This window comes from Cyclobacterium sp. 1_MG-2023 (assembly GCF_030546805.1).
In the GTDB taxonomy this organism is placed as follows: Bacteria; Bacteroidota; Bacteroidia; order Cytophagales; family Cyclobacteriaceae; genus Cyclobacterium.
In genome coordinates this window covers 67,244-88,471 of the sequence record NZ_JAUOPC010000005.1, presented here as the reverse complement: position 1 = coordinate 88,471, position 21,228 = coordinate 67,244, and the positions used below count along the sequence as shown (strand labels likewise).

14 protein-coding genes are annotated in these 21,228 nt (G+C 39.2%); 7 read left to right on the top strand and 7 right to left on the bottom strand.

The window, feature by feature from the left end; all coding sequences use genetic code 11:
• Positions 1-28 precede the first annotated feature (28 nt).
• Positions 29-712, bottom strand: coding sequence for a guanitoxin biosynthesis heme-dependent pre-guanitoxin N-hydroxylase GntA (gntA, locus tag Q4534_RS09065; RefSeq protein WP_303612851.1), 684 nt, complete (start codon positions 710-712; stop codon positions 29-31).
• 381 nt (positions 713-1,093) lie between these two features.
• Between gntA and Q4534_RS09060 the strand changes: the two genes are divergently transcribed.
• On the top strand, positions 1,094-1,942 hold the full coding sequence (locus tag Q4534_RS09060) for an SDR family oxidoreductase (protein WP_303612850.1): 849 nt from the start codon (positions 1,094-1,096) through the stop codon (positions 1,940-1,942).
• 178 nt (positions 1,943-2,120) lie between these two features.
• On the opposite strand, the gene Q4534_RS09055 is transcribed toward Q4534_RS09060, so the two are convergent.
• The 5 genes from Q4534_RS09055 to Q4534_RS09035 are packed head-to-tail and all read right to left on the bottom strand — an operon-like array spanning position 2,121 to position 6,309.
• Entirely contained in the window at positions 2,121-2,870 is a 750-nt protein-coding gene (locus Q4534_RS09055; RefSeq protein ID WP_303612849.1) for a GDSL-type esterase/lipase family protein, read from the bottom strand.
• Positions 2,871-2,876: 6 nt separating this feature from the next.
• Positions 2,877-3,929: an LD-carboxypeptidase gene (locus Q4534_RS09050; protein WP_303612848.1), complete on the bottom strand. Its 1,053-nt coding sequence runs from the start codon at positions 3,927-3,929 to the stop codon at positions 2,877-2,879.
• An 8-nt stretch (positions 3,930-3,937) separates the two neighbouring features.
• Positions 3,938-5,227, bottom strand: coding sequence for a D-alanyl-D-alanine carboxypeptidase/D-alanyl-D-alanine-endopeptidase (locus Q4534_RS09045; RefSeq protein WP_303612847.1), 1,290 nt, complete (start codon positions 5,225-5,227; stop codon positions 3,938-3,940).
• Positions 5,228-5,245: 18 nt separating this feature from the next.
• Positions 5,246-5,620, bottom strand: coding sequence for a DUF423 domain-containing protein (locus tag Q4534_RS09040; RefSeq protein ID WP_303612846.1), 375 nt, complete (start codon positions 5,618-5,620; stop codon positions 5,246-5,248).
• Between the two features lie 5 nt (positions 5,621-5,625).
• Positions 5,626-6,309, bottom strand: coding sequence for a YggS family pyridoxal phosphate-dependent enzyme (locus tag Q4534_RS09035; protein ID WP_303612845.1), 684 nt, complete (start codon positions 6,307-6,309; stop codon positions 5,626-5,628).
• Between the two features lie 587 nt (positions 6,310-6,896).
• Here Q4534_RS09035 and Q4534_RS09030 point away from each other — a divergent pair.
• Positions 6,897-10,121: a SusC/RagA family TonB-linked outer membrane protein gene (locus Q4534_RS09030; RefSeq protein WP_303612844.1), complete on the top strand. Its 3,225-nt coding sequence runs from the start codon at positions 6,897-6,899 to the stop codon at positions 10,119-10,121.
• Between the two features lie 18 nt (positions 10,122-10,139).
• Positions 10,140-11,744 (top strand): SusD/RagB family nutrient-binding outer membrane lipoprotein, encoded by a 1,605-nt coding sequence (locus Q4534_RS09025; RefSeq protein ID WP_303612843.1) that lies wholly within the window; start codon positions 10,140-10,142, stop codon positions 11,742-11,744.
• Positions 11,745-11,820: 76 nt separating this feature from the next.
• Here Q4534_RS09025 and Q4534_RS09020 read toward each other — a convergent pair whose 3' ends face one another.
• Entirely contained in the window at positions 11,821-13,326 is a 1,506-nt protein-coding gene (locus Q4534_RS09020; RefSeq protein WP_303612842.1) for a hypothetical protein, read from the bottom strand.
• A gap of 396 nt (positions 13,327-13,722) precedes the next feature.
• Between Q4534_RS09020 and Q4534_RS09015 the strand changes: the two genes are divergently transcribed.
• From Q4534_RS09015 to Q4534_RS09000, 4 genes are all read left to right on the top strand, one after another.
• Positions 13,723-16,989 (top strand): VCBS repeat-containing protein, encoded by a 3,267-nt coding sequence (locus Q4534_RS09015; protein WP_303612841.1) that lies wholly within the window; start codon positions 13,723-13,725, stop codon positions 16,987-16,989.
• 113 nt (positions 16,990-17,102) lie between these two features.
• Positions 17,103-18,473 (top strand): TrpB-like pyridoxal phosphate-dependent enzyme, encoded by a 1,371-nt coding sequence (locus Q4534_RS09010; RefSeq protein ID WP_303612840.1) that lies wholly within the window; start codon positions 17,103-17,105, stop codon positions 18,471-18,473.
• 18 nt (positions 18,474-18,491) lie between these two features.
• A complete protein-coding gene (locus tag Q4534_RS09005; protein ID WP_303612839.1) occupies positions 18,492-19,406 on the top strand; it encodes an amidohydrolase in 915 nt (304 codons plus the stop codon).
• A gap of 96 nt (positions 19,407-19,502) precedes the next feature.
• Positions 19,503-20,924: a Gfo/Idh/MocA family protein gene (locus Q4534_RS09000; RefSeq protein WP_303612838.1), complete on the top strand. Its 1,422-nt coding sequence runs from the start codon at positions 19,503-19,505 to the stop codon at positions 20,922-20,924.
• Positions 20,925-21,228 lie beyond the last annotated feature (304 nt).

Below are 21,228 nucleotides of genomic sequence, written 5' to 3'. Positions count from 1 at the left end.
ACTTATTATATTCTTTAACAATCTGAAATCAACTGTTCGAATGGAATGGACACTGCCATTTTTCGGTGATTTGTCTCCCGCTATATTGAACAGCTTCGCTGCTTTCGCCAAAGTCTTTTAAGACAGGGTTGACAGATCCTTGGAAGTCGATATCACGTTCCCTTATTTTATCGCGGATTTTATGATAGGATTTATTGGCTCTTAATTTCACAAATTGGCTATGTAAATTGAATACCAAGGTGGTGTAAGGGGTTCTTCTGGCTAATCGAGAGCTCTTAGGATGCATTCCTACAACGTAAAATGCATGACCTGCTATGCTAAAGCTAAATGAAGCATTTTCAGGGTCACAGCTTACATTTGGATCCCAAGGCTGTTCATCGATGTCATGAATGTATTGAAGTTGATCCCACAATAAATGTTCAAATTCCTTTTCTGAGTTTATTTGAGTTTCTGGAAATACAGCTATAAAAGATTTAAATTTATTGCTTTCAAAATCGATATTAGCCAAATAAGCTTTGATTGCAATGAGCATTTTTAGAGCAGTATCTTTTGAAGCAAATTTCTTAAATAATTTCATTTCAAAATTATTTAAAGAGAATACAGCATTTGCCATTACACAAGGGTGTTTTTTATCGATAATAAATTCTTTATACGCTTGTTTTATATCCTTTAATTTAGCCTCAGTATTTGAAATTATGGTGTTGGGTTTCATTTTAATTGAATTTATGTTGGTTAACGTTTTCATTATGGGGTTAATACTGCAAATTTTAGACCTTTTGCATAAAGCGATTTTTTTGGGCTAATTATTTTAGTAATAGTATCAACTCAATGATTTTTTTAATCCAATTCCTTAGACTCAAGAAATATCATTTCAAACAACCCTAATTTGGTTTTTGCTTTAAATGAAATTTGCCGGATTCAGACTGTTCCAAACACTTTTCCAATGTGTAGGAAGCTTACTGTAAGCTCTATAAAAAGAGAGCGCTGTCTTTTTGGATTCATGTTGTCATATGAGTTAAATAATTTATTAATTGAGTGCTCAAGTGATATTTCCCTTACTTAAATTGGTTTTTTTAAAAAATAATATTGAAATATGAATAAACCGAAGCAATTTCCGGATCAGTCTCTTAGCCAACCTGGTGATCAGTACAAAATGAATCCAATTCCTGAGGTAATTAGAGAAAATTATAAAGGAAGCGGCAAGTTGGAGAATAAAATTGCATTAATAACTGGTGGGGACAGTGGTATTGGAAGGAGTGTTGCCGTTCATTTTGCAAGAGAAGGCGCAGATGTAGCTATTGTTTATTTAAATGAAGTTTCTGATGCTAAAGAAACTCAGAAATTGGTCGAAAAAGAAGGTAAGAAGTGTGTGTTGATAGAAGGAGATATCAGGATAGAAAGTTTTTGTAAGGAAGTTGTCCAACAATGCATTGATTCATTAGGGGGGTTGAATAGCTTGATTTGCAATGCTGCGATGCAATTTCCAAAGGATTCCTTGAATGAAATCGATAGTGATCAACTTCAAAAAACATTTGAAACAAACATATACTCTTTCTTTTATATGACTAGAGCAGCATTGCCTCATTTGAATGAAGGTGATACCATAATAAACACCTCGTCAGTTACAGCTTACAGAGGAAGTGAACATTTGATAGATTATTCAAGTACCAAGGGAGCAATAGTAAGTTTTACACGCTCTCTTTCTCAAAATCTGGCTAAAAAGAAAATTAGGGTTAATGGTGTTGCACCAGGCCCAATTTGGACTCCACTAATTCCAGCTACTTTTGATGATGTATCCCAATTTGGGCAAGATACTCCTCTTGGACGCGCTGGACAGCCAAGCGAAGTGGCCCCGGCCTATGTGTATCTTGCTAGTGAAGATAGTAGTTATGTGACCGGACAATTTATCCATATTAATGGGGGAGAATTGATTGGAGGGTAATTGGTTGAATTTAATTTTGTCAAAAGATGCAGTGAAAATCTAATTAAATCATGCGCCTATATGATTTGGACTCGAATCGAAAAAATAAATTGCCAAACAATTTGGGTAGTGTGACAATTCAAAAGAAACAAGGCGTTTTTTTTGAAGATTATATTTTTGTTGGCTTTTAGGTGAATACTTATAGTTGTTGCAGTTCCCTGAAAATTTTACTTAACTGGAATGCCCATTCTTTGTAGATGTACCTACTTGGATGTAGTCCGTCTTCCACCATGTTTTCAGCATTACCTCCATTTTCTCGGTAACTATCTGTAATATTTATATATGGTAGGCCGTATTTTGTTGCTTCTTGAATTATCACTCTATTGAAAGCATTGATTTCTTTTGAAATTTGATCCTGCGGTTTTTTACTGGATTGGCCAAAACGTGTAATTCCCCAGTCGGGAATAGAAACAAGCACTATATGTTTTTTACTACTCTTTAAGAAACTTTGAGTGGTTTCAATCAGTTCAATCAGCTCCTCATGGAATTGTTCGGTTGATTGCCCTCGGTATTGGTTGTTTACCCCAATAAGTATACTGGCGATGTCATAAGAATTGGGAGCGATTTTCTCTTGACTCAATGCCTGAAGTAATTCACTGCTTGTCCACCCTGTTTTGGCAATCACTTTTGTGTTAAATTTTATTCCCTCATTGGCTAATATTTTTGCGATTTGCCAAGGGTAAGCATTTTGTGTCGTTTCCCCTTCACCAATAGTGTAACTGTCTCCCAAGGCCAAGTAATTTATTGCTCTTGTTGGCGACTTATTTGTAGCGTTGTTTTTATTTCCAAGCATTTTTTGATTGTAATTACATGCAGAAAGTATCAATAGGTAGGCAATAGGAAGATGGTATTTTCCTTTGCTTAGAATTACATATAAACAGTTTGCCACTTTTGGTTAAATGGTCTCGAAAATGGATTGATCCGTAGTCAAAGTTCCTTGATCTGCATCCATAATTACTCGGGCTCCATGAGGTAATAGAAACTGCTTGGGGACATGTCCAATCATGGATCCACGGAAAGCAGGGATTTTATGAGGTAGCAAGTAATCATCAAATATCTGGTCTAAGGTAAGGTTTCCATATCCGCCGCTTGGATCACAGTCGGTACATTGCCCGAAAACAAAGCCCTTAATTTCCTTGAAGACCCCCATAAGCATTAAAGTGCTCATCATTCTGTCGATTCTGTATGGTTCTTCTCCAATGTCTTCAAGGAAAAGAATTTTTCCTTTGAAGGAAGGAAGGTAAGGGGAACCGGCCAAAGAAGTCAGGACTGTAAGATTTCCGCCTACCAGATCTCCTGTCGCCTTGCCAGGGAAGATGGTCCTTGTTCTATTTTTTTTCACGACCAGGTCTTCTGTTTCTTCTGCTTCATTTTCATAGACCAGTTTTTCATTTTGTTCAAAGAACATTTGTTTGAACTGATTTACGTTAAATTTACCCCATGTTCCCGAGCCATTTGGTCCATGAAAAGTAATCAGCCCTGTTTGGGCAAAAAGGGCATTATGGAGTGCTGTGATGTCACTGTAGCCAAGCAGAGGCTTCGGGTTGTTTTTAACTGTTTTGTAATCAATTAAGGGGAGAATCCTAGCGGCTCCTGAGCCACCTCTTATGCAGATAATTGCCTTTACAGACTTGTTGGCGAACATCTCATTCAGGTCTGCTGCTCTTTCTTCATCGGTGCCTGCCAAATGTCCTCTACGGCTTTTGAGGTATTTTCCTTCAATTACCTTTAAACCCAGAGCCTCCATGGCTTCTTTGGCAAAAGTAAATTGCATCAAATCTGCAGTAGCTGCCGAAGGGCTTATTAAGCCAACCAAGTCTCCTTTTTGTAAAGCGGATGGCAAAACCTTTTTTGGGGCAAAAGAATTTGTTGAGGTAGGGGTGAAACCTAGAACCGGTAAAGCGCCAAGCCCTAGGCCCATTTTTTGTAAAAAATGTCGTTTTTTCATGGTTGCAATTAGAAGTTATCGCGAATATATAACAGCACCTTTTCCATCTCTTTTCTTACCACTGTGGCTTTATAGGGGTAATTATTGTTCATGAAGGCAAAGGCGTAGATTTTATTGTTTTTGGTTTTTAAATAGCCAACCAAGCTATGGTGGTTACTAATGGTCCCTGTTTTTGCCATTACATATGGCCTGGACGCTGAATAGTTAAATTTTAAAGTCCCTGTTCTTCCTCCGGTCGGCAAAAGGCTGAATAGTTCATCGTCTGGAAATAAGCGGTAAATTTTCTCAGCCAATGATACCATGGTACGGGGGGTGAACAGATTGTGTCTTGATAGCCCGGATCCGTCAACCCATTGAGGGTCATCAGGTAAGTCATAAAGATACGTTTTTTTAATGTATTCAATGGCCTTTTCACTGTCCAGTTCAAAAAACAACTTGTCGGAAATTTGAAGAAGCAGTTGTTCTGCAATGAAATTGTCACTTTCCAGCAACATCTCTTTATAAAGTTTTTTGGTAGGTATTCCTTTCAATACAAAATGGTCAGGAGGAAGGGTGGCATTAGAAAGCTTCACAGGTATGCCCCATTCTTTACTTGCAAGTTCTGCAAAAGTTTCCGCTGAGGTCATAAACGGAACTTTACTGTCCCTGCCATTATAGGTTCTTGGGTTATAATAAAATTGATTGTTACGCCAATTTCGTTGTACATTTTTCACGGATTTGTCTGAATAGCCCACGCTAAAAATTTCAGGGCTTAAAACAGGCTTGTTATTTACATTTTTTGCACTAACCAAGTTTCCGAAAAGGGGGATAGGGGACATTTCTGCAGCGTAGGAATAGGTGAAATCATCCCATTGCCAACCATAACCAAAAGGCTCGTTTTTCCAATTGCTCTCAGAATAATAAAGGGTGTCGTATTTGGCTAAAAAATCTTTAATAGCAGGAACTGGGAGGGGCGGGTATTTCCATGAGGGGTCTCCGGCGCCCCAGATCGTTGCCTTATTTCCCTCAGGGATAAACCGCAAAAAAGTACTACTGTCTGTAAGCACCATCAAAGCTCCGAAAAAGGTAAACAACTTGGTGGTAGAGGCAGGTATAAAATAAATATGACTGTTTTTTTCGTAGCGAACCACCTGGCTATCTAAGTCATATAGCATAAATCCTGTAAGGTGGTTGTCAAAAAATGAGTTTTCCCCCATTAATTCGTCCAATCCTAAAAACGAAGATCTTAAATCTTGGGCTTCTGTTTCTTGAAAAATGGCCAGCCATACAATAGCAGCTGCTAAAAATTTTAACTTCATACAATCAATCTTATATTATTATTTGCCGAAACTGAGAAGCAACATTACCCATCCTATAATAAATGAGAGTCCACCAAGAGGCGTGATGGCACCTAACCAGGTGACTTGGCTTAAACAAAGGATGTATAGGCTTCCTGAGAAAATTAATATCCCTGCTATAAAAAATAGGGCACTATAATTTATTCGTTTTTTATCCGGAAACTGCAGGCTTAATATACCCACCATTAGCAGGGCTAAACTATGATAAAAATGATAGCTGACCGCTGTTTCATAAGTGTCTAACCTTCCGGTACTCACCAACATCTCTTCCAGAGCATGTGCTCCAAAAGCACCGAAAATAACTGCGAGGGCACCAAATACAGCAGCTGTTTGAATAAGATTACTTGAATTCATGATGGTTAATTATAATTTCTTGACCCAAAAATGGCACTTCCTATCCTGACCATGGTGCTTCCTTCTTGCTGTGCGAGCAGATAATCACCGCTCATGCCCATAGAGATTTCCTTCATTTCCACAATTTCAGGTAAGGACTGTGTCTTCAATGCTTCAAAGAGTGTCTTTAATGTTCTGAACTCCTCCTTAATTATCTCTTTATTTGCTGTGTTCGTAGCCATCCCCATAAGCCCCATGATTCTAATATTATGCATGGTTTTAATTTCATCTCCCAAAAGGAACTCGTTTAATTCCTCCTTGTTCCAACCGAATTTGGTTCCCTCTTTGGCGATATGGACTTGCAATAAGCAGTGAATCGTTTTGTTTATTTTTTCAGCTTCTTTGTTAATTTGTTTCAACAAGCGAAAAGAATCCACGCTGTGGATCAGATGAATAAAAGGGACGATATATTTCACCTTATTTCGTTGTAAATGCCCGATCATGTGCCACCTGATGTCTTCGGGTAATGAGGGGGCTTTATCAGTAATTTCCTGTACTTTATTTTCGCCAAAATCCCTAATTCCCGCTTCATAGGCTTCTTGAATCGCTGAAATTGGTTTTGTTTTACTAACAGCCACAAGTAGACATTCCGGATTAAGGAATGTGTCTTTGATTTCCTTTAGGTTTTTGCTTATATCTATTGTTTGCATTTTCGAATTTGTTACTCTAGAATAGAATATCAAAACAAAGATATTGGTATATTGGAGACATTGCTAAAAATTATCCATTAAACAAGCTGAAAGTTTATTTTAATAATAGCATACCAAAGAAATATTCCTATGAAGGGAGGAATTAGTAAAGAGGTCTTTTGCTTTTGATATTGAATTTTTAGGTTTTTTGAAAAAGTGTATGTTTTAATTTAGTCGATAATTTTAATGCAAAAACAGTAACTTATTAAAGCTGTGATAAAGTTTTTTTTCACCTAAATGAATTCAGTTGAAGCTTGAATTCATAAGGTTGGATTAATGGTTGATTCGCCGGTTGTAAAAAAATATTTTCAATTCAGAATCGGAAAAATGGATGCCAGTATTTTTTTTTCTGTTTTTTATATTCTACATTTCTGCGAGATTTAAGATTATTTAACCTTTCATCATTATTTGGTGCCATTTATAAATAGTATTGTTTTTAGTTAAAAGGGCTTAGTTTCTTAAAATTAAAGATAGTGATTTTGTGGTTTCACCATTGGTGTAAAAGAATAGATGGTCTTTCTGATTTGTTTTATCCAAAATAACCTTTTATGAAAAACCTATTACTTATTGTCCTCATGGCAATTCTTACTTCTATGAGTGGAAGAGTCCTGGGGCAAACTGTCACTGGTAAAGTTACTGACAGTTCAGATGGAATGCCATTACCCGGAGTGTCTATCCTGATCAAGGGGACATCCACAGGTACCGCCACAGATGTGGATGGAAATTACCAACTCAATGTAGAGGGACCTCAGACCGTTCTGGTTTACTCCTTTCTTGGGTTTGAAGCAGTAGAAGAAACTGTTGGCAATCGCAGTACAATTGATGTTAGCTTATCTGAAGATGCCTCTGAGTTGAATGAGGTGGTAGTAACCGCTTTAGGTATAGAAAGAAATGTCAAAGCCCTCCAATATTCTATGACAGAAGTAGGAGGAGAGGAATTCACCCAAGCCAGAGAGAATAACATTGCCAATCAGCTGGCCGGTAGGGTAGCCGGGGTGAATGTAAGCAATGTAGCCTCAGGTCCAGCCGGATCGTCTCGGGTTATTATTCGAGGAAACACTTCCCTTCAAGGAGGAAATCAACCATTATATGTAATCGACGGTGTGCCAATGGACAATACCAATTTTGGCCAAGCAGGCGTTTGGGGTGGAGCAGATCAGGGAGATGGCATGACCAGTGTCAATCCGGATGACATCGAATCCATGTCTGTATTAAAGGGGGCCAGTGCGGCTGCCTTGTATGGGTCACGCGCAGCAAATGGAGTAATTCTTATCACCACCAAGAGAGGTACTTCACGAAAAGGAATTGGTGTAGAATTCAATTCCAATGCCGTGTTTGAAAGGATCAATAATCAAACCGACATGCAAACTGAATTTGGATCCGGAAGGTTTCAAGGAGATCAAATTACAGGGAGCGCAGTAAGGCCAACCACTGTAAGGGATGGCTATGATTGGGGAACCCAAGCTTGGGGGGAACGATTAGGTTCCGGTACTGCCATGCATTTTGATGGGGTTGAAAGACCATATGTATATGCAGGAGACAATTGGAATCGTTTTTATGAAACCGGAAAATCATTTACCAATAGCCTGTCTTTGTCAGGAGGTAGCGATACCCAAACTTTCCGTTTCAATGTAACTGACTTAAGGAGTACTTCAGTAATACCTAATGCAGGATTTGACCGTATCAATATGTCATTGTCCACAAGCGGTAAATTTGGTAAAAAGCTGACTTTCGATGCCAAAGTGCTTTATTCCAATGAACGAACCAAAAATCGCCCCAGGTTATCTGATTCTCCGGGAAATGCTTTTCAGTCCATCTTTGCTTTGCCCCCCAATGTCAATGTGCTTTGGGGACAAGGAGACCCTAATAGATTGGGGACCATACCTATAGGAACTGACCCGGCTCTTTTAAATGTATGGGGTTTTGCAGAGCAAGAAGAATACCTGATGACCAATAACCCTTGGGGGCAAAATCCTTATTTCTCTACGCACCAACTGTCTATCAGCGATACCAGAGACAGAATAATCACTTCTGGATCTTTAAAATACATGATAACTGATCATCTGTATTTGTCCGGAAGAGCAGGTATGGATTGGTACACTAGAAGAGGAACTACATTGACTCCACAAGGAACAGGTTACTCTAGAGGTGGAAACATGTCTGAATCAGAGCGAAGGGTGAATGAAATAAACCTGGAAGCCATGTTGGGCTATAACAGGCAATTTGGAGATTTTGGTGTAGTGGCCTTTTTAGGGGCCAATAGGATGCGAAGAGAAAATGAAAATATCTCAGCAAACGGAACCAACTTTAACGTGCCTTTCTTTCATGCCATTAACAATGCTGAGGCAAGAAATTTTGGATACAGTTATTCAGGATGGGGAATAAATTCAGTATATGGATCTGCTGAATTTAATTATAAAAATATACTATTCCTGACAGGAACAGGTAGGACAGACTGGTTCTCCACATTGGACCCTTCTTTAAATGACATCACTTACCCGTCAGTCGGCGGTAGTTTCGTTTTCTCAGATGCATTGGAAGACCTTCCTTTCTGGTTAAGTTTTGGTAAAGTAAGGGCTTCATGGGCCAGAGTAGGAAGCTCCACTGTAAGTCCTTATCAGATCCAAAACACCTATACATTATTAGGTGCTCCGGCAGTTGGATTTGAAGGAAATACCGTCCCTATGGCCTCCTATGCCACAGCTGGAAATAATAATGGGACCATTCCAAACCCATTTTTAGTCCCACTTCTATCTACTGAAATAGAATTTGGCTTAGATGTTCGTTTGTTTCAGAATAGATTGGGCTTGGATTTCACATATTACCATCAAAAAAGCACCAATGACCAATTGAATGCGCAAATTTCCAGGGCTTCAGGTTTTGGGTCAACATTGGTAAACTTAGGGGAAATGGAAAATAAAGGAGTTGAGATATTGCTCACAGGAACACCTGTCCGAACAAGTGATTTCAACTGGGATGTTTCTTTTAATATTGCCAGAAATAGAAACAAAGTGATCTCTTTGATTGAAGGAACAGATATATTAAACGTAGAGGAGCCAAGAACCAGAACGGTATTTGTACAACACAGAACAGGGCAGCCTTTTGGAGTGCTGGCAGGATGGGTTCAACAGACATCCCCTGATGGACAGCCGGTTTTTGAAGAAAATGGGGCTCCGGTACAGTCGAGCCAAATGGAAGTAATCGGAAATGGTATTCCTGATTTTACTGGTGGTTTTAGCAATAGCATTACCTATAAAGGCTTTAATCTTTCTGCACTAATTGACTTTAGAGTGGGTGGAGAAATCTATTCGGGAACCAATGTGAGGCTTACCCAATGGGGATTGCACAAGCAAACCTTACAGGGAAGAGAAGGTGAAGAACCGCTTACTGTAAGTGGAGTGATACAATCAGGTACGACTTCTGATGGCACACCTATTTATGAAGATTTCACGAAGACCTTATCACCCGGAGAGGCCAATAATTATTGGAACCAAATGGGCAATAGGGTACAGGATCATTTTATATACGATGGCTCATTTGCCAAATTGAGACAAATAACTTTTGGGTATAATTTCCCTAGAAGCTTGATGGAAAAAACGCCATTTACTAATGTGAGTTTGTCTTTCGTAGGCAGAAACCTTTCTATCCTTTGGAAGAACATTGATAATGTAGATCCGGAGTCAGGTTATTCTTCAGGCAATGGTCAAGGACTTGATTATTTTGGAATGCCTCAATCAAGGTCTTATGGATTCAATTTAAGAGCTTCGTTTTAATCGTTAAAAGAAAGAATTATGAAAATTATAAATAAATTTCTTCTATTTGGTTTGGCGGTTAGTTTATGCTTAACTTCCTGTAACACAGAGGAATTAAATGATCTCAATATCAACCCCCAAGCGGTAAATGAAATTGATCTGAATTTCATGTTTACTGCAGCACAGCTTGGGTCAGCCTCAGGCGGTTCTGCTGGAGATAACAGATACCTTGATTGGCGGACAAATATAGGCATGACAGCCTACTTGATTCAACACCTAGCCAATGCAGGAGGGGGAATCGCTCCGGGGGATAAATACACTGAAAACTTCGAGTCAAACAATGCACCTTTTGAGTTTTTCTATGGAGATGCACTCAAGAATCTTTCAGAAGTGATCAAGCAAACAGGTCCCGGAGGTTATGATGAAGGAAATAAAATAAACACCAGAAATGCCGCAAGGATTATTAGGGTTTTGAATTTTCACCGGTTAACTGATTTCTATGGAAATATACCTTATTTCGATGCCCTTCAAGGCATGGAAGGGGTATTCTTTCCTGAGTATGATGAACAATCAGAAATTTACCCTGATTTATTGAAAGAGTTGGAAGAGGCTACTGCTGCCTTGAGCACTTCCAATCCTGATGAAGGCTTTGCTGCTGCTGATATAATCTATGAAGGAGATATTGCCAAATGGAAAAAATTTGGTTATTCCCTAATGTTGCGTTTGGCGATGAGGGTATCCAATGTTGCTCCTCAAATGGCTGATGAATATGTAACCAAGGCCATTGCCGGTGGAGTCATGGAAAGCAACGATGACAATGCTTGGGTACCAATGGCTACAGGTCCTAGTGTGTGGATCAATCAAAATGGTATCTCCAGGGCTTTTTATCCTGGTGATGGCGGGCAACCGAGTTACTTGAGTAATACCCTAGTTGACTGGCTAAAAGCTGATGCTACAGCCCCTGATGAAGTAGATCCAAGGTTGATGATAATTAGTGGTGGAATAGCCGATTGGTCTGCTTTGGAATGGACACCAATCAATACCAACCCTTTGGAGCAGAAAGGTATGCCAAACGGATACGATGCTGCAGGCCTAGATGAGCTGGCAGGGGAGACTGTAGATTTGGTGACAACCTATTCAAGAATCAACTACTTGATGTTGCAATTGGATGATCCGTATATATTTATGAATTATGCTGAATCTGCCTTTTTGCAAGCAGAAGCCCTGGAAAGAGGGATTGGTTCAGGGATCCCGAATTCTGCTAAGGAACATTATGAATCAGGTGTAAAAGGAGCCATGCAAATGTATACACCATTTGATGCATCCTTGACGGTTTCTGATGAAGAAGTAGAAGCTTATCTCGCAAGACACCCTTACGGGGAAGAGAAGCCGGCACTTCAAATGATTGGAGAGCAAATGTGGGTGAGTAAGTTTTTCAACTGGTGGGAAGCATGGTCTGACTGGAGAAGAACCGGCTACCCTCAGTTAACCCCTACTAACTACCCGGGAAATATCACTCAAGGCCAGATCATGAGAAAACTTAAGTACCCTGCAGCTGAAGTAGCAGCAAATGCAAATTTTCAGGCTGGAGCTACACTACCGGATGTAAATACCACCCGAGTATGGTGGGATGTAGCCAATTAGGCAGGAGTATTTAGGAAATATTTATATTTACTTGGTTAATTTAGTGTTTTATAAAAGGCTGCCATCAGGCAGCCTTTTATTTTTTATAGATGGCCTTGCCTTCTGAGCCCATAAAACTTCCCCAAAGCGGTTTTTCTTTAATCCTAATAGGTAAATCAATTCGCTTGACTTTCATACCTAAAAATGATAAAATATCCGAATTGCTAAAATACTGACAATGCACCAAGTCAAGATATCCATCAGCGTCTATGTCGCCCAACCAAGGAGTAGAAAAAATATTTTTAAAACTTTTAGTTTGGTCTAGCAAATAGGTTGTGTCGGCTTTAAAGTCCAACAGTACCAGTTTGTTTTCAATGGAAAAAGCCGATCGATCATCAATAGGTCGATTACAATCGTATTCATTGATACTGAATATGACTTCATCTATTTGGTCTCCATTTAAATCATAAGCAATTGGTGAAGAAAAGCCGGAACATCCCATTTCTTTTTCCAGTAAAATTTTTCCTGACTTCCCGTCTATTAAAACTTGGACCAAACCTGTGTTTTTAGGCCAGACACCTTTACTTACAAAGGTAAACAGGTCAGGGATATCGTCTTCTGTAAATTGCCCTACGGCAAAGCTGTTGCTACTTTCTGTTTTTGGTACATTAAGTTGCCAAATTTCTTCCAAGCTCTTCCCACAAATTGCAGTGATGGTACTTGCATGTGAGACGGCCACTATGTCTAAAAAATCATCCTCATTTAAGTCAACCAATACCGGAGGAGCAATAAATCCATGGTTTTTTTCACGTACCAAAGTCTTAGCATTGGATAAATTATTACCCATAAGGTCGCTGAGCTTAGCTAAATATAAATTTCCGGAAAGGGTTTCCCCACCACTACCGAATAACACTTGCTGTTCTCCTGACTTTTTTTGTTCAATAAATAAGGGCGATAAATAGGTTTCTCCTCCATCAGGCATGGTGTCTGCCGCCAAAATATCTCCATTAACCGGGTCAATTACCATTAATACACCAGGAAATCTTCCTTCGGTTTGGTTGGGTTCCACCCTCGCATTTCCTCCGTTGCTGGTTAATAACTCTTCGATTCCATCTCCATTTTGGTCAGGAATGGTCACACTATTGTAAAAATTAAACCGTGCATTTTGAAGGATGGGATGGTGGAGATGGTCTAAGGTGTCAAACTGCCAAATCAAATTCCCGGTATGTCCGTCAATTGCTTTTAAGTGTGGTCCACGTCCACCAATAAACACATCAGGGGTTTCATCTTGGTTTATGTCCAAAAAGGTAGCAGCACCAAAAACCTGATCTACTGTTTCCTGCGTCCAAAGCAATTTCCCATCCAGACCATTGATGGCTAAAATGCCTGATGCTGTATACTCATATTCATTCTTCCCTGCACCAATTACTAAATCCAAAACGCCATCCTTGTTTAGGTCTGCAGCTCTTGGGGAGGATTGAGACCCAATGATTGGGAAATTTGACTCCCAAACCAACCGGCTATTTTCTTTTTTATTACAAGAGACAATTACGATTAGGAAGATTATATAAAAAAGAATTGAAAGTGTTTTAGGGGATGGCATTTCTTGGGAAGTTGACGAAAGAATAATAATAATGAAATTTTAAGCAATGGACAAGCTTATGGTAGTCGGCTTCTAATTGTTATTATTATGCTAGAGCTACAAGTTAGCGGTTTGTCTATTCCCTTGATTCACAATATTCCTTAGTCTAAGATTGACGGTGTTAAAGGTGAAGTGTAATATTTAATATAAGGGAGTAGTTAAAATGCATGTATATTTTAAATTAAACATTTTATTGTGCAATTTTTGCTATTGTTCGATCCCTTGAAAAAATGTAGATTTACTATTGCTTGATAAGCAAAATAATTACAAGAATAAAAGGCAAAGGATTGAATGATAAAAAAGCGAATAACATACCTCTTTCTGTTAATAATCTTTCAAGCAGTATATTTTAATTCAATGTCACAGGGTTTTGAAAAGCTTCCGGGAAGAAAGACAGGGGTGAAGTTTCAAAACAAACTTATAGAAGATCAACAAAGGAATATTTTAACCTACGAATATTTTTATAATGGTGGAGGAGTGGCCATCGGGGATATAAATAACGATGGTCTTGATGACCTGTTTTTTACAGGTAACATGACTCCAAACACACTTTACCTGAATCAAGGTGACTTTAAGTTTAAGAATATTGGAAAAACTTCCGGTGTAAGAGGTAAGGATGCTTGGTCTACAGGGGCTACAATGGTTGATATCAATGGAGATGGTTATTTAGATATCTATGTTTGCTATTCCGGAAAAGGAAATGAAGCTTCTAGAAAAAACGAGTTATTCATCAATCAAAAAGACAATACTTTTATTAATGAGGCTGAAAAATATGGGTTGGCAGACCCGGCCAATAGTATTCAGGCTGCTTTTTTTGACTTTGATCTGGATGGAGACTTGGATATGTATCTGCTTAACCACAACACCCAAGTGATTAATGAAATTGATTTTGATGCCAAAAGAAAGGATAGGAACCCATTGGCAGGTGACAAATTGTTTAGAAATGATGGAGGCGTATTTACCGATATAAGCGAAAGTGCAGGGATTATGGGCAACTCTATGGGTTTTGGTTTGGGGATAGCGGTCGCTGATATCAATGATGATGGCTTTCCGGACCTCCATATTTCCAATGATTATATAGAGCCGGATTACCTGTATATAAACAATGGGGATGGTACATTCTCGGAAAGTTTAACAGAGAATTTGCAGCACATATCTTATTTTTCCATGGGCTCTGATATTTCGGATGTCAATAATGACGGGCTGGTAGATATTTTTACATTAGACATGCTTCCCGAGGATGACGAACGTCAAAAATTGCTTTACGGTCCGGAGAATTATGAACAGTATGCCTTGATGGTAATGAAGGGTTTTTACCATCAAAATATGAGGAATATGCTCCATATAAATCAAGGGACAGGCTTATTTAGCGAAATAGGGCAGCTGGCCGGGATGTCTAATACTGACTGGAGTTGGGCTGCATTTTTTACTGATTTTGACAATGACGGCTGGAAAGATTTATTCGTGAGCAATGGCTATTTCCGCGATTATACCAATCGTGATTTTTTAAAATACAAAGGTGATTATTATTTCAATAAAGCCAGGGCAAAAGAAAAGGCAGATACGCTTCATTTAGTTACTAGTATGAGCTCTACCCCTATCCATGATTACCTGTTTAAAAACGTAAATGGCATAAATTTTAAAGAGGTGTCTGAGGATTGGGGACTATCAGATCCGAATTTCTCAAATGGTGCAGCCTACGCAGATTTAAACAATGATGGGGCACTGGATTTGGTGATCAATCACTTGAATGACTTTGCAGGAATTTATGCCAATATTTTAAAGCCCGAAAAAAATGGAGGAAATTTCTTGAAGCTGAAATTACAGGGGAATGGTTTAAATTCAAGTGGAATTGGTGCCAAAGTGAAGGTGTATTACAACGCCAAGCAACAGTACCTAGAGCAACAACCTACCAGAGGATTTCAATCTTCCGTAAGCCATGTCATGCATTTAGGATTGGGAATGGCTGATCACATTGATTCTTTGAATATAACCTGGCCCGGAGGTAAGGAACAATGGATGCAAAATGTGTCTGCAAATCAAATACTTGTATTAAAAGAGGGGGAGGCCATTAAGCAATCAGATAAAAATAATATACCTCAAACACCTGTTTTTACCAAAATTGTTTCACCTATTCCATACCAACATGAAGAGGCTGGATTTAATGATTTCAAAAGGCAACCGCTTTTGTCACATATGTTGTCACCTAACGGACCGGTAATTGCTAAGGGGGATGTAAATAACAATGGGTTCACAGATGTATTTGTCGGAGGAACTTCTGAAAAACCAGGCAAATTGTATTTTCAGGTTTCTACCGGACAGTTCCTTGAATCTCAAGGTTTAGACTTATCGGAGGAGACAGGAACAGCAACCACTGATGCTATATTTTTTGATGCAAATGGGGATGGTTTGGAAGATCTGTATTTAGTTAAAGGAGGATACCATGACTTTGAAAGGGATTCTCCTGAATTAAGAGACCACTTGTATATCAATCAAGGGGCTGGTAATTTTAAAAAAGTAAAAGAAGCATTGCCCAATATTAAAACCAGCGGAAGTGTGGTAAAGGCAGTAGATTTTGACAAAGATGGGGATTTGGATTTATTCATTGGTGGAAGGGTTATCCCCGGTCAATATCCAAAACCTGCCTCTTCCCATATTCTAATCAACGATGGTCATGGTAAGTTTGAAGACCAATCGGGAATTTTGCTACCTGAATTAGCTGCAATAGGCATGGTGACCGATGCTGCTTGGCTGGACTTGGATAAAGATGGTTGGGATGATTTGGTAATCGTTGGTGATTGGATGCCTATCAGTGTGTTTTTAAACAATAAGGGTAAATCCCTCATTAACCGAACCGATCAATACTTTAATAAACCTTTGGTAGGGAAATGGTCTAAATTATCTTCCGGTGATTTTGATGGGGATGGGGACCTTGATTTTATAGTTGGTAATTTTGGGACCAATAGCCAATTAAAGGCAAATGAAAAGCAACCATTGACTTTAGTCTATGCTGATTTTGATGGAAATGGATCTGTTGACCCTATTTTAAACCACTTTGTCGATGGGGAATTGTTTCCATTTATGAGTAGGGATGAGCTTCTGGATCAAATGTATGGGATGCGGAGTAAGTTTACTGATTATGCTTCTTTTTCTAAGGCTAAACTAAAGGATTTATTTAGTGAAACAGCTATCGATAAGGCAGAAAAGGTGGAGTTAAATGAATTGAGGACTATTTATCTAGAAAATAAAGGTGATAAATTGGTAAGACATGAGTTGCCGGTTGAGGCTCAGTTTGCACCCGTCTATGCCATTGGTGTCATGGATTTTGATGAAGATGGGGATTTAGATTTTATCCTTGGAGGAAACCAAAATACAACCAGATTACGGTTGGGGATGATCGATGCAAATTTTGGTCAGGTCTACCTAGGAAGTGGAAATGGAGAGTTTACGCATGCTTCCCCTTCAGTCTCAGGTTTAAAATTTGTAGGCGATGTAAAAAGTATCGAAACAATAGATTTATCATATCTAAAGGTATTATTGGTGGGAATAAATAACCAAGGGGTGGAGGCCTATGTGCTCAATAAAAGTTTATCAACCAATAATTTAAATGGAAACAGCAAATAAAAAATTAGTAGTATCACTCCTGAAGTGATTGTTATTATGAACCCTACAATCACGGCTTTAGGTGGGAGATACATATTAAGTAAATATCCGTTAACCTTTTATTCATTCTATAAATGAAAAACAGAAAAATAATCTTAGAAGAAAGCGAGATTCCTGAAAATTGGTACAATATCATAGCTGATATGCCTAATAAACCCTTGCCTCCATTGAACCCCGGTACCATGGAGCCCATAGGGCCTGAAGCACTTGCACCATTATTTCCGGAGGCTTTGATAAAACAAGAAGTAACGGCCGATAAATGGGTTACAATACCGGATGAGGTAAGGACTATGTACTCCATATGGAGACCTACGCCAATGTATCGTGCATATGGCTTGGAAAAAGCTTTAGATACACCGGCAAAAATTTATTATAAATATGAAGGGGTTAGTCCTTCAGGTTCCCATAAGCCCAATACCGCCATCCCTCAGGCTTATTATAACAAACAAGAAGGAGTGAAAAGAATCACCACAGAAACCGGTGCCGGACAGTGGGGGAGTGCTTTGAGCTTTGCTTGTCAGCATTTCGGTCTTGAATGTGATGTGTATATGGTGAGGCTTTCTTATAAGGACAAACCTTATAGAAAAATGATGATGAATACCTGGGGAGCCAATGTCTACCCATCTCCTTCAGACAGGACTGAAGCAGGAAGAAAGATTTTGGCAGAGTTTCCTGATTCCCCGGGAAGCCTTGGGATAGCCATCTCAGAAGCCGTAGAAATGGCCGCTACCAGGGAGGATACCAAATATGCACTGGGAAGTGTTCTGAATCATGTAAAATTACACCAGACGATTATAGGTTTAGAGGCCATCAAGCAACTTGAAAAAGCCGGGAGTGATATGCCTGACATTGTAATTGCACCGTTTGGTGGAGGTTCAAATTTCGCAGGTCTTTCTTTTCCATTTTTACGTTTGAATTTGGAAGGTGGTAAAAATATTCGTTGCATTGCCAGCGAACCTTCCTCTTGTCCAAAACTTACCCGTGGGGTTTTTAGGTATGACTTTGGTGATACAGCAGGAATGACACCCTTATTGCCTATGTATACCCTAGGGCATGACTTTATACCGGCACCAATTCATGCTGGTGGGCTTCGGTATCATGGAGCTGGAGTGATTGTCAGCCAATTGCTGAAAGATAAATTGATTGAAGCCCAATCTCATGATAACCTTGAAATATTCGATGCAGGCGTTCTTTTTGCCAGGTCAGAAGGAATTATTCCTGCTCCGGAAGCCAATCACGGCATTGCCACAGCCATCAAGGAGGCTAAGAGATGCAAGGAGGAAGGGGTTTCAAAAACCATCCTATTTAATTTATGCGGACATGGTAATTTTGACATGAAGGCTTATGACGATTATTTTTCCGGTAATATTAAAAGTCATGAACTAGGACAAGAAGAGATTGATAAATCTATTGCTAAACTTAATACCCCCGAAATCCCCGCTTAAGGAGGAAGGGAGCATTACATGGATAGAAGAAGTTTTTTAAGAAAAGGAGGGTTGATCGGTGGCGCACTGTCGCTACCGCAATACGCTCCTTTTATTATGGATGATGAAATTCCTATTGTTGATACACATCTCCATTTATGGGATTTAGACCGCTTGGACTATCCTTGGTTAAAAAATCCAAATAATATACTTTCCCGAAATTTTCTTTTGAAAGATTACCATATAGCCACTCAAGGCTGTCCGATTGAAAAAATGGTTTTTGTGGAGTGTGGACGTGACCCAAATCAATACCTTGAGGAAGTAGATTGGGTTATTGGTGTTCGAGAAAAAGAGAATAGAATAGCAGGAATGGTGGCATATTTCCCTTTGGAGAAAGGGGAGGGAGGCATGAAAGAAATGGAGATTTTGGCTGAAAGGGATATTGTTAGAGGAATTCGAAAGGCTTTTATGCCAGAGCATTCAGGGTTTAATGCAGGTATCCAAATACTTAAAAAGATGGGTTACTCTTATGACCTAAATATTAGGCCTGCTGAGCTGCCTGCAGCTTATTCATTTGCAAAAGCCAACCCTGATCTTGTGATCATTTTGGACCATATTGCGAATCCGGACATTGGGAATATGGATTGGAAAGTTTGGTCAAAAGCCATATTACCTTTTTCTTCCTTAGCTAATGTGAGTTGTAAAATTTCAGGAATGTTAACCAAGACGAATCAATCGGGAAATCGCTTGGATCAAATGAGACCTTACTTCAATACCGTGTTAGATGTCTTTGGTATTGATAGGGTTATTTTTGGTGGCGATTGGCCGGTATTATTGCGAGCTGCCAGTTATCAAGATTGGATTAGGGACTTCTATGCCTTGTCTAAATTATTGACATCAAGTGAAAAGAAAAAATTGTACCACCAAAATGCTAGATCTGTTTATAGGGTATAATATAGCAGGGGAAAATTTAATTTAAAGTGGATTTTTTCTAAATTTATAGAGAAATTATTAGTAGGCTAACTCTTTTGATAAACTAAAAATTCAATAATGCTTGATAAACCAGATATAAATAAAAAGCCTGATTCCAGGAGAGATTTCATTAAAACTGCCTCATTAAGTGCTGCAAGTTTTTTTATTGTGCCAAGATTCGTGCTTGGTGGACAGGGGTATGTAGCCCCTAGTGATAAAGTAAATATCGGCATGATAGGAGTAGGGGGTAAAGGTAGGAAAAATGCCATAGATTTAATGAAGTTGGACGATGTACAGATCACTGCTATAGCAGACCCTGCAGAGTACTGGGATTTGGCTAATTTTTATTATCGGTCCATTGCCGGTAGAGAGCCTGTAAAGCGCTTGATAGAAGATCATTATGAAGATAAAACCGAAAATTTCAAAGTAAATGAATACTTGGATTTTCGTGAAATGCTTGAAAAAGAACAAGGACTTGATGCTGTGTGCTGCTCCACCCCTGACAATACTCATGCTTTTGTTACATATGCTTCCATGAAGTTAGGCAAGCATGTTTATTGCGAAAAACCCCTAACCCATAATATCTGGGAAGCGAGGATGATCAAACAATTGACTAAAGAGACAGGCTTGGCCACGCAGATGGGAAATGTTGGGCATAGCACTGATGGTATTCGACAAACAGTGGAATACTTGAGGGCAGGAGTGATTGGAGAAGTTAGGGAAACCCATTCTTGGGTACCTGCTTCAAGGTGGATAGATGAAATGCAAGGGGTGCCTACCACCAATACCGAAAAGCCACATGGCTTTGATTGGGACCTTTGGTTAGGGCCTTCAGCCAATAGACCATTCCATAAATGGTACACCCCTGTTACATGGAGAGATTTTTGGGATTTCGGATGTGGGGCATTAGGGGACTTCGGTTGCCATGACATGGATGCCGCAACTTGGGCTTTTGAACTGGGGCACCCGGATTCCATTGAGGTTTTTCCATCAGGATTTAGCAATGAGAATATTGCCCCATACGGGGAAATAGGTTACTATAATTTCCCTGATAACAATACCGGAAAGCCTATTCAACTGACCTGGTATTCAGGTGGACTTAAGCCAAAATTACATCCGGCATTGCCTGAAGGATACCAATGGCCATCTAGAGCTGCGATGTTTGTAGGAGACAAGGGGATTATTGTGAATGGAGGAGACCGAAAACCACAGGTCTTTCCAAAGAGTTTGGCGGAGAATATTAAAAAGCCTAAAGAAGTTATTCCTCGTTCTAAAGGACATTTTAGAGATTGGGTGAATGCGATTAAAGGAGGTCCTGAAGCCAGTTCAAACTTTGAATATGGAGCGCATTTAACGGAAATTACATTGCTGGGAGTACTTTCTCTAAGGATGAAAGGACAAAAAATTAACTGGGATGCCGAAAATCTTAAGGCAACCGGCCTTGCAGAGGCTGATAAATATATTAAAGAACCAGTAAGAAGTGGTTGGGAAATGAGCTGAGCTCAACGTTAACCTGAAGAATGTCAATGATCAAGCGCTAAAACCAGATGCCATATTGCTGGTCAAGGCCTGCTGGCCAACTTCTCGGTTCACAATATTCTAATAAAAAGACCGATTTTATATTTAAATCGGTCTTTTTATTTCTAGGCTTAAAAGCAAGAATATTGTTCTACCTTCTTGGGCTGATGGACTGTTGAAATTTTTTACCTAAGCTTTGGTAAACGAAAAGAGGCCATCACTTGAAAATACCATTGATAGGTTTAGCTTCCACTAAATAGTTGAAAATTGAGTGGTTTTTTGGTTT

Excerpts from the sequence above, each read along its gene's own strand:
- gntA (WP_303612851.1), bottom strand. The coding sequence starts at position 712 with ATGAAACCCAACACCATAATTTCAAATACTGAGGCTAAATTAAAGGAT.
- Q4534_RS09015 (WP_303612841.1), top strand. The coding sequence starts at position 13,723 with ATGTCACAGGGTTTTGAAAAGCTTCCGGGAAGAAAGACAGGGGTGAAG.
- Q4534_RS09000 (WP_303612838.1), top strand. The coding sequence starts at position 19,503 with ATGCTTGATAAACCAGATATAAATAAAAAGCCTGATTCCAGGAGAGAT.
- Q4534_RS09040 (WP_303612846.1), bottom strand. The coding sequence starts at position 5,620 with ATGAATTCAAGTAATCTTATTCAAACAGCTGCTGTATTTGGTGCCCTC.
- Q4534_RS09045 (WP_303612847.1), bottom strand. The coding sequence starts at position 5,227 with ATGAAGTTAAAATTTTTAGCAGCTGCTATTGTATGGCTGGCCATTTTT.
- Q4534_RS09060 (WP_303612850.1), top strand. The coding sequence starts at position 1,094 with ATGAATAAACCGAAGCAATTTCCGGATCAGTCTCTTAGCCAACCTGGT.
- Q4534_RS09020 (WP_303612842.1), bottom strand. The coding sequence starts at position 13,326 with ATGCCATCCCCTAAAACACTTTCAATTCTTTTTTATATAATCTTCCTA.
- Q4534_RS09010 (WP_303612840.1), top strand. The coding sequence starts at position 17,103 with ATGAAAAACAGAAAAATAATCTTAGAAGAAAGCGAGATTCCTGAAAAT.
- Q4534_RS09035 (WP_303612845.1), bottom strand. The coding sequence starts at position 6,309 with ATGCAAACAATAGATATAAGCAAAAACCTAAAGGAAATCAAAGACACA.
- Q4534_RS09025 (WP_303612843.1), top strand. The coding sequence starts at position 10,140 with ATGAAAATTATAAATAAATTTCTTCTATTTGGTTTGGCGGTTAGTTTA.
- Q4534_RS09050 (WP_303612848.1), bottom strand. The coding sequence starts at position 3,929 with ATGAAAAAACGACATTTTTTACAAAAAATGGGCCTAGGGCTTGGCGCT.
- Q4534_RS09005 (WP_303612839.1), top strand. The coding sequence starts at position 18,492 with ATGGATAGAAGAAGTTTTTTAAGAAAAGGAGGGTTGATCGGTGGCGCA.
- Q4534_RS09030 (WP_303612844.1), top strand. The coding sequence starts at position 6,897 with ATGAAAAACCTATTACTTATTGTCCTCATGGCAATTCTTACTTCTATG.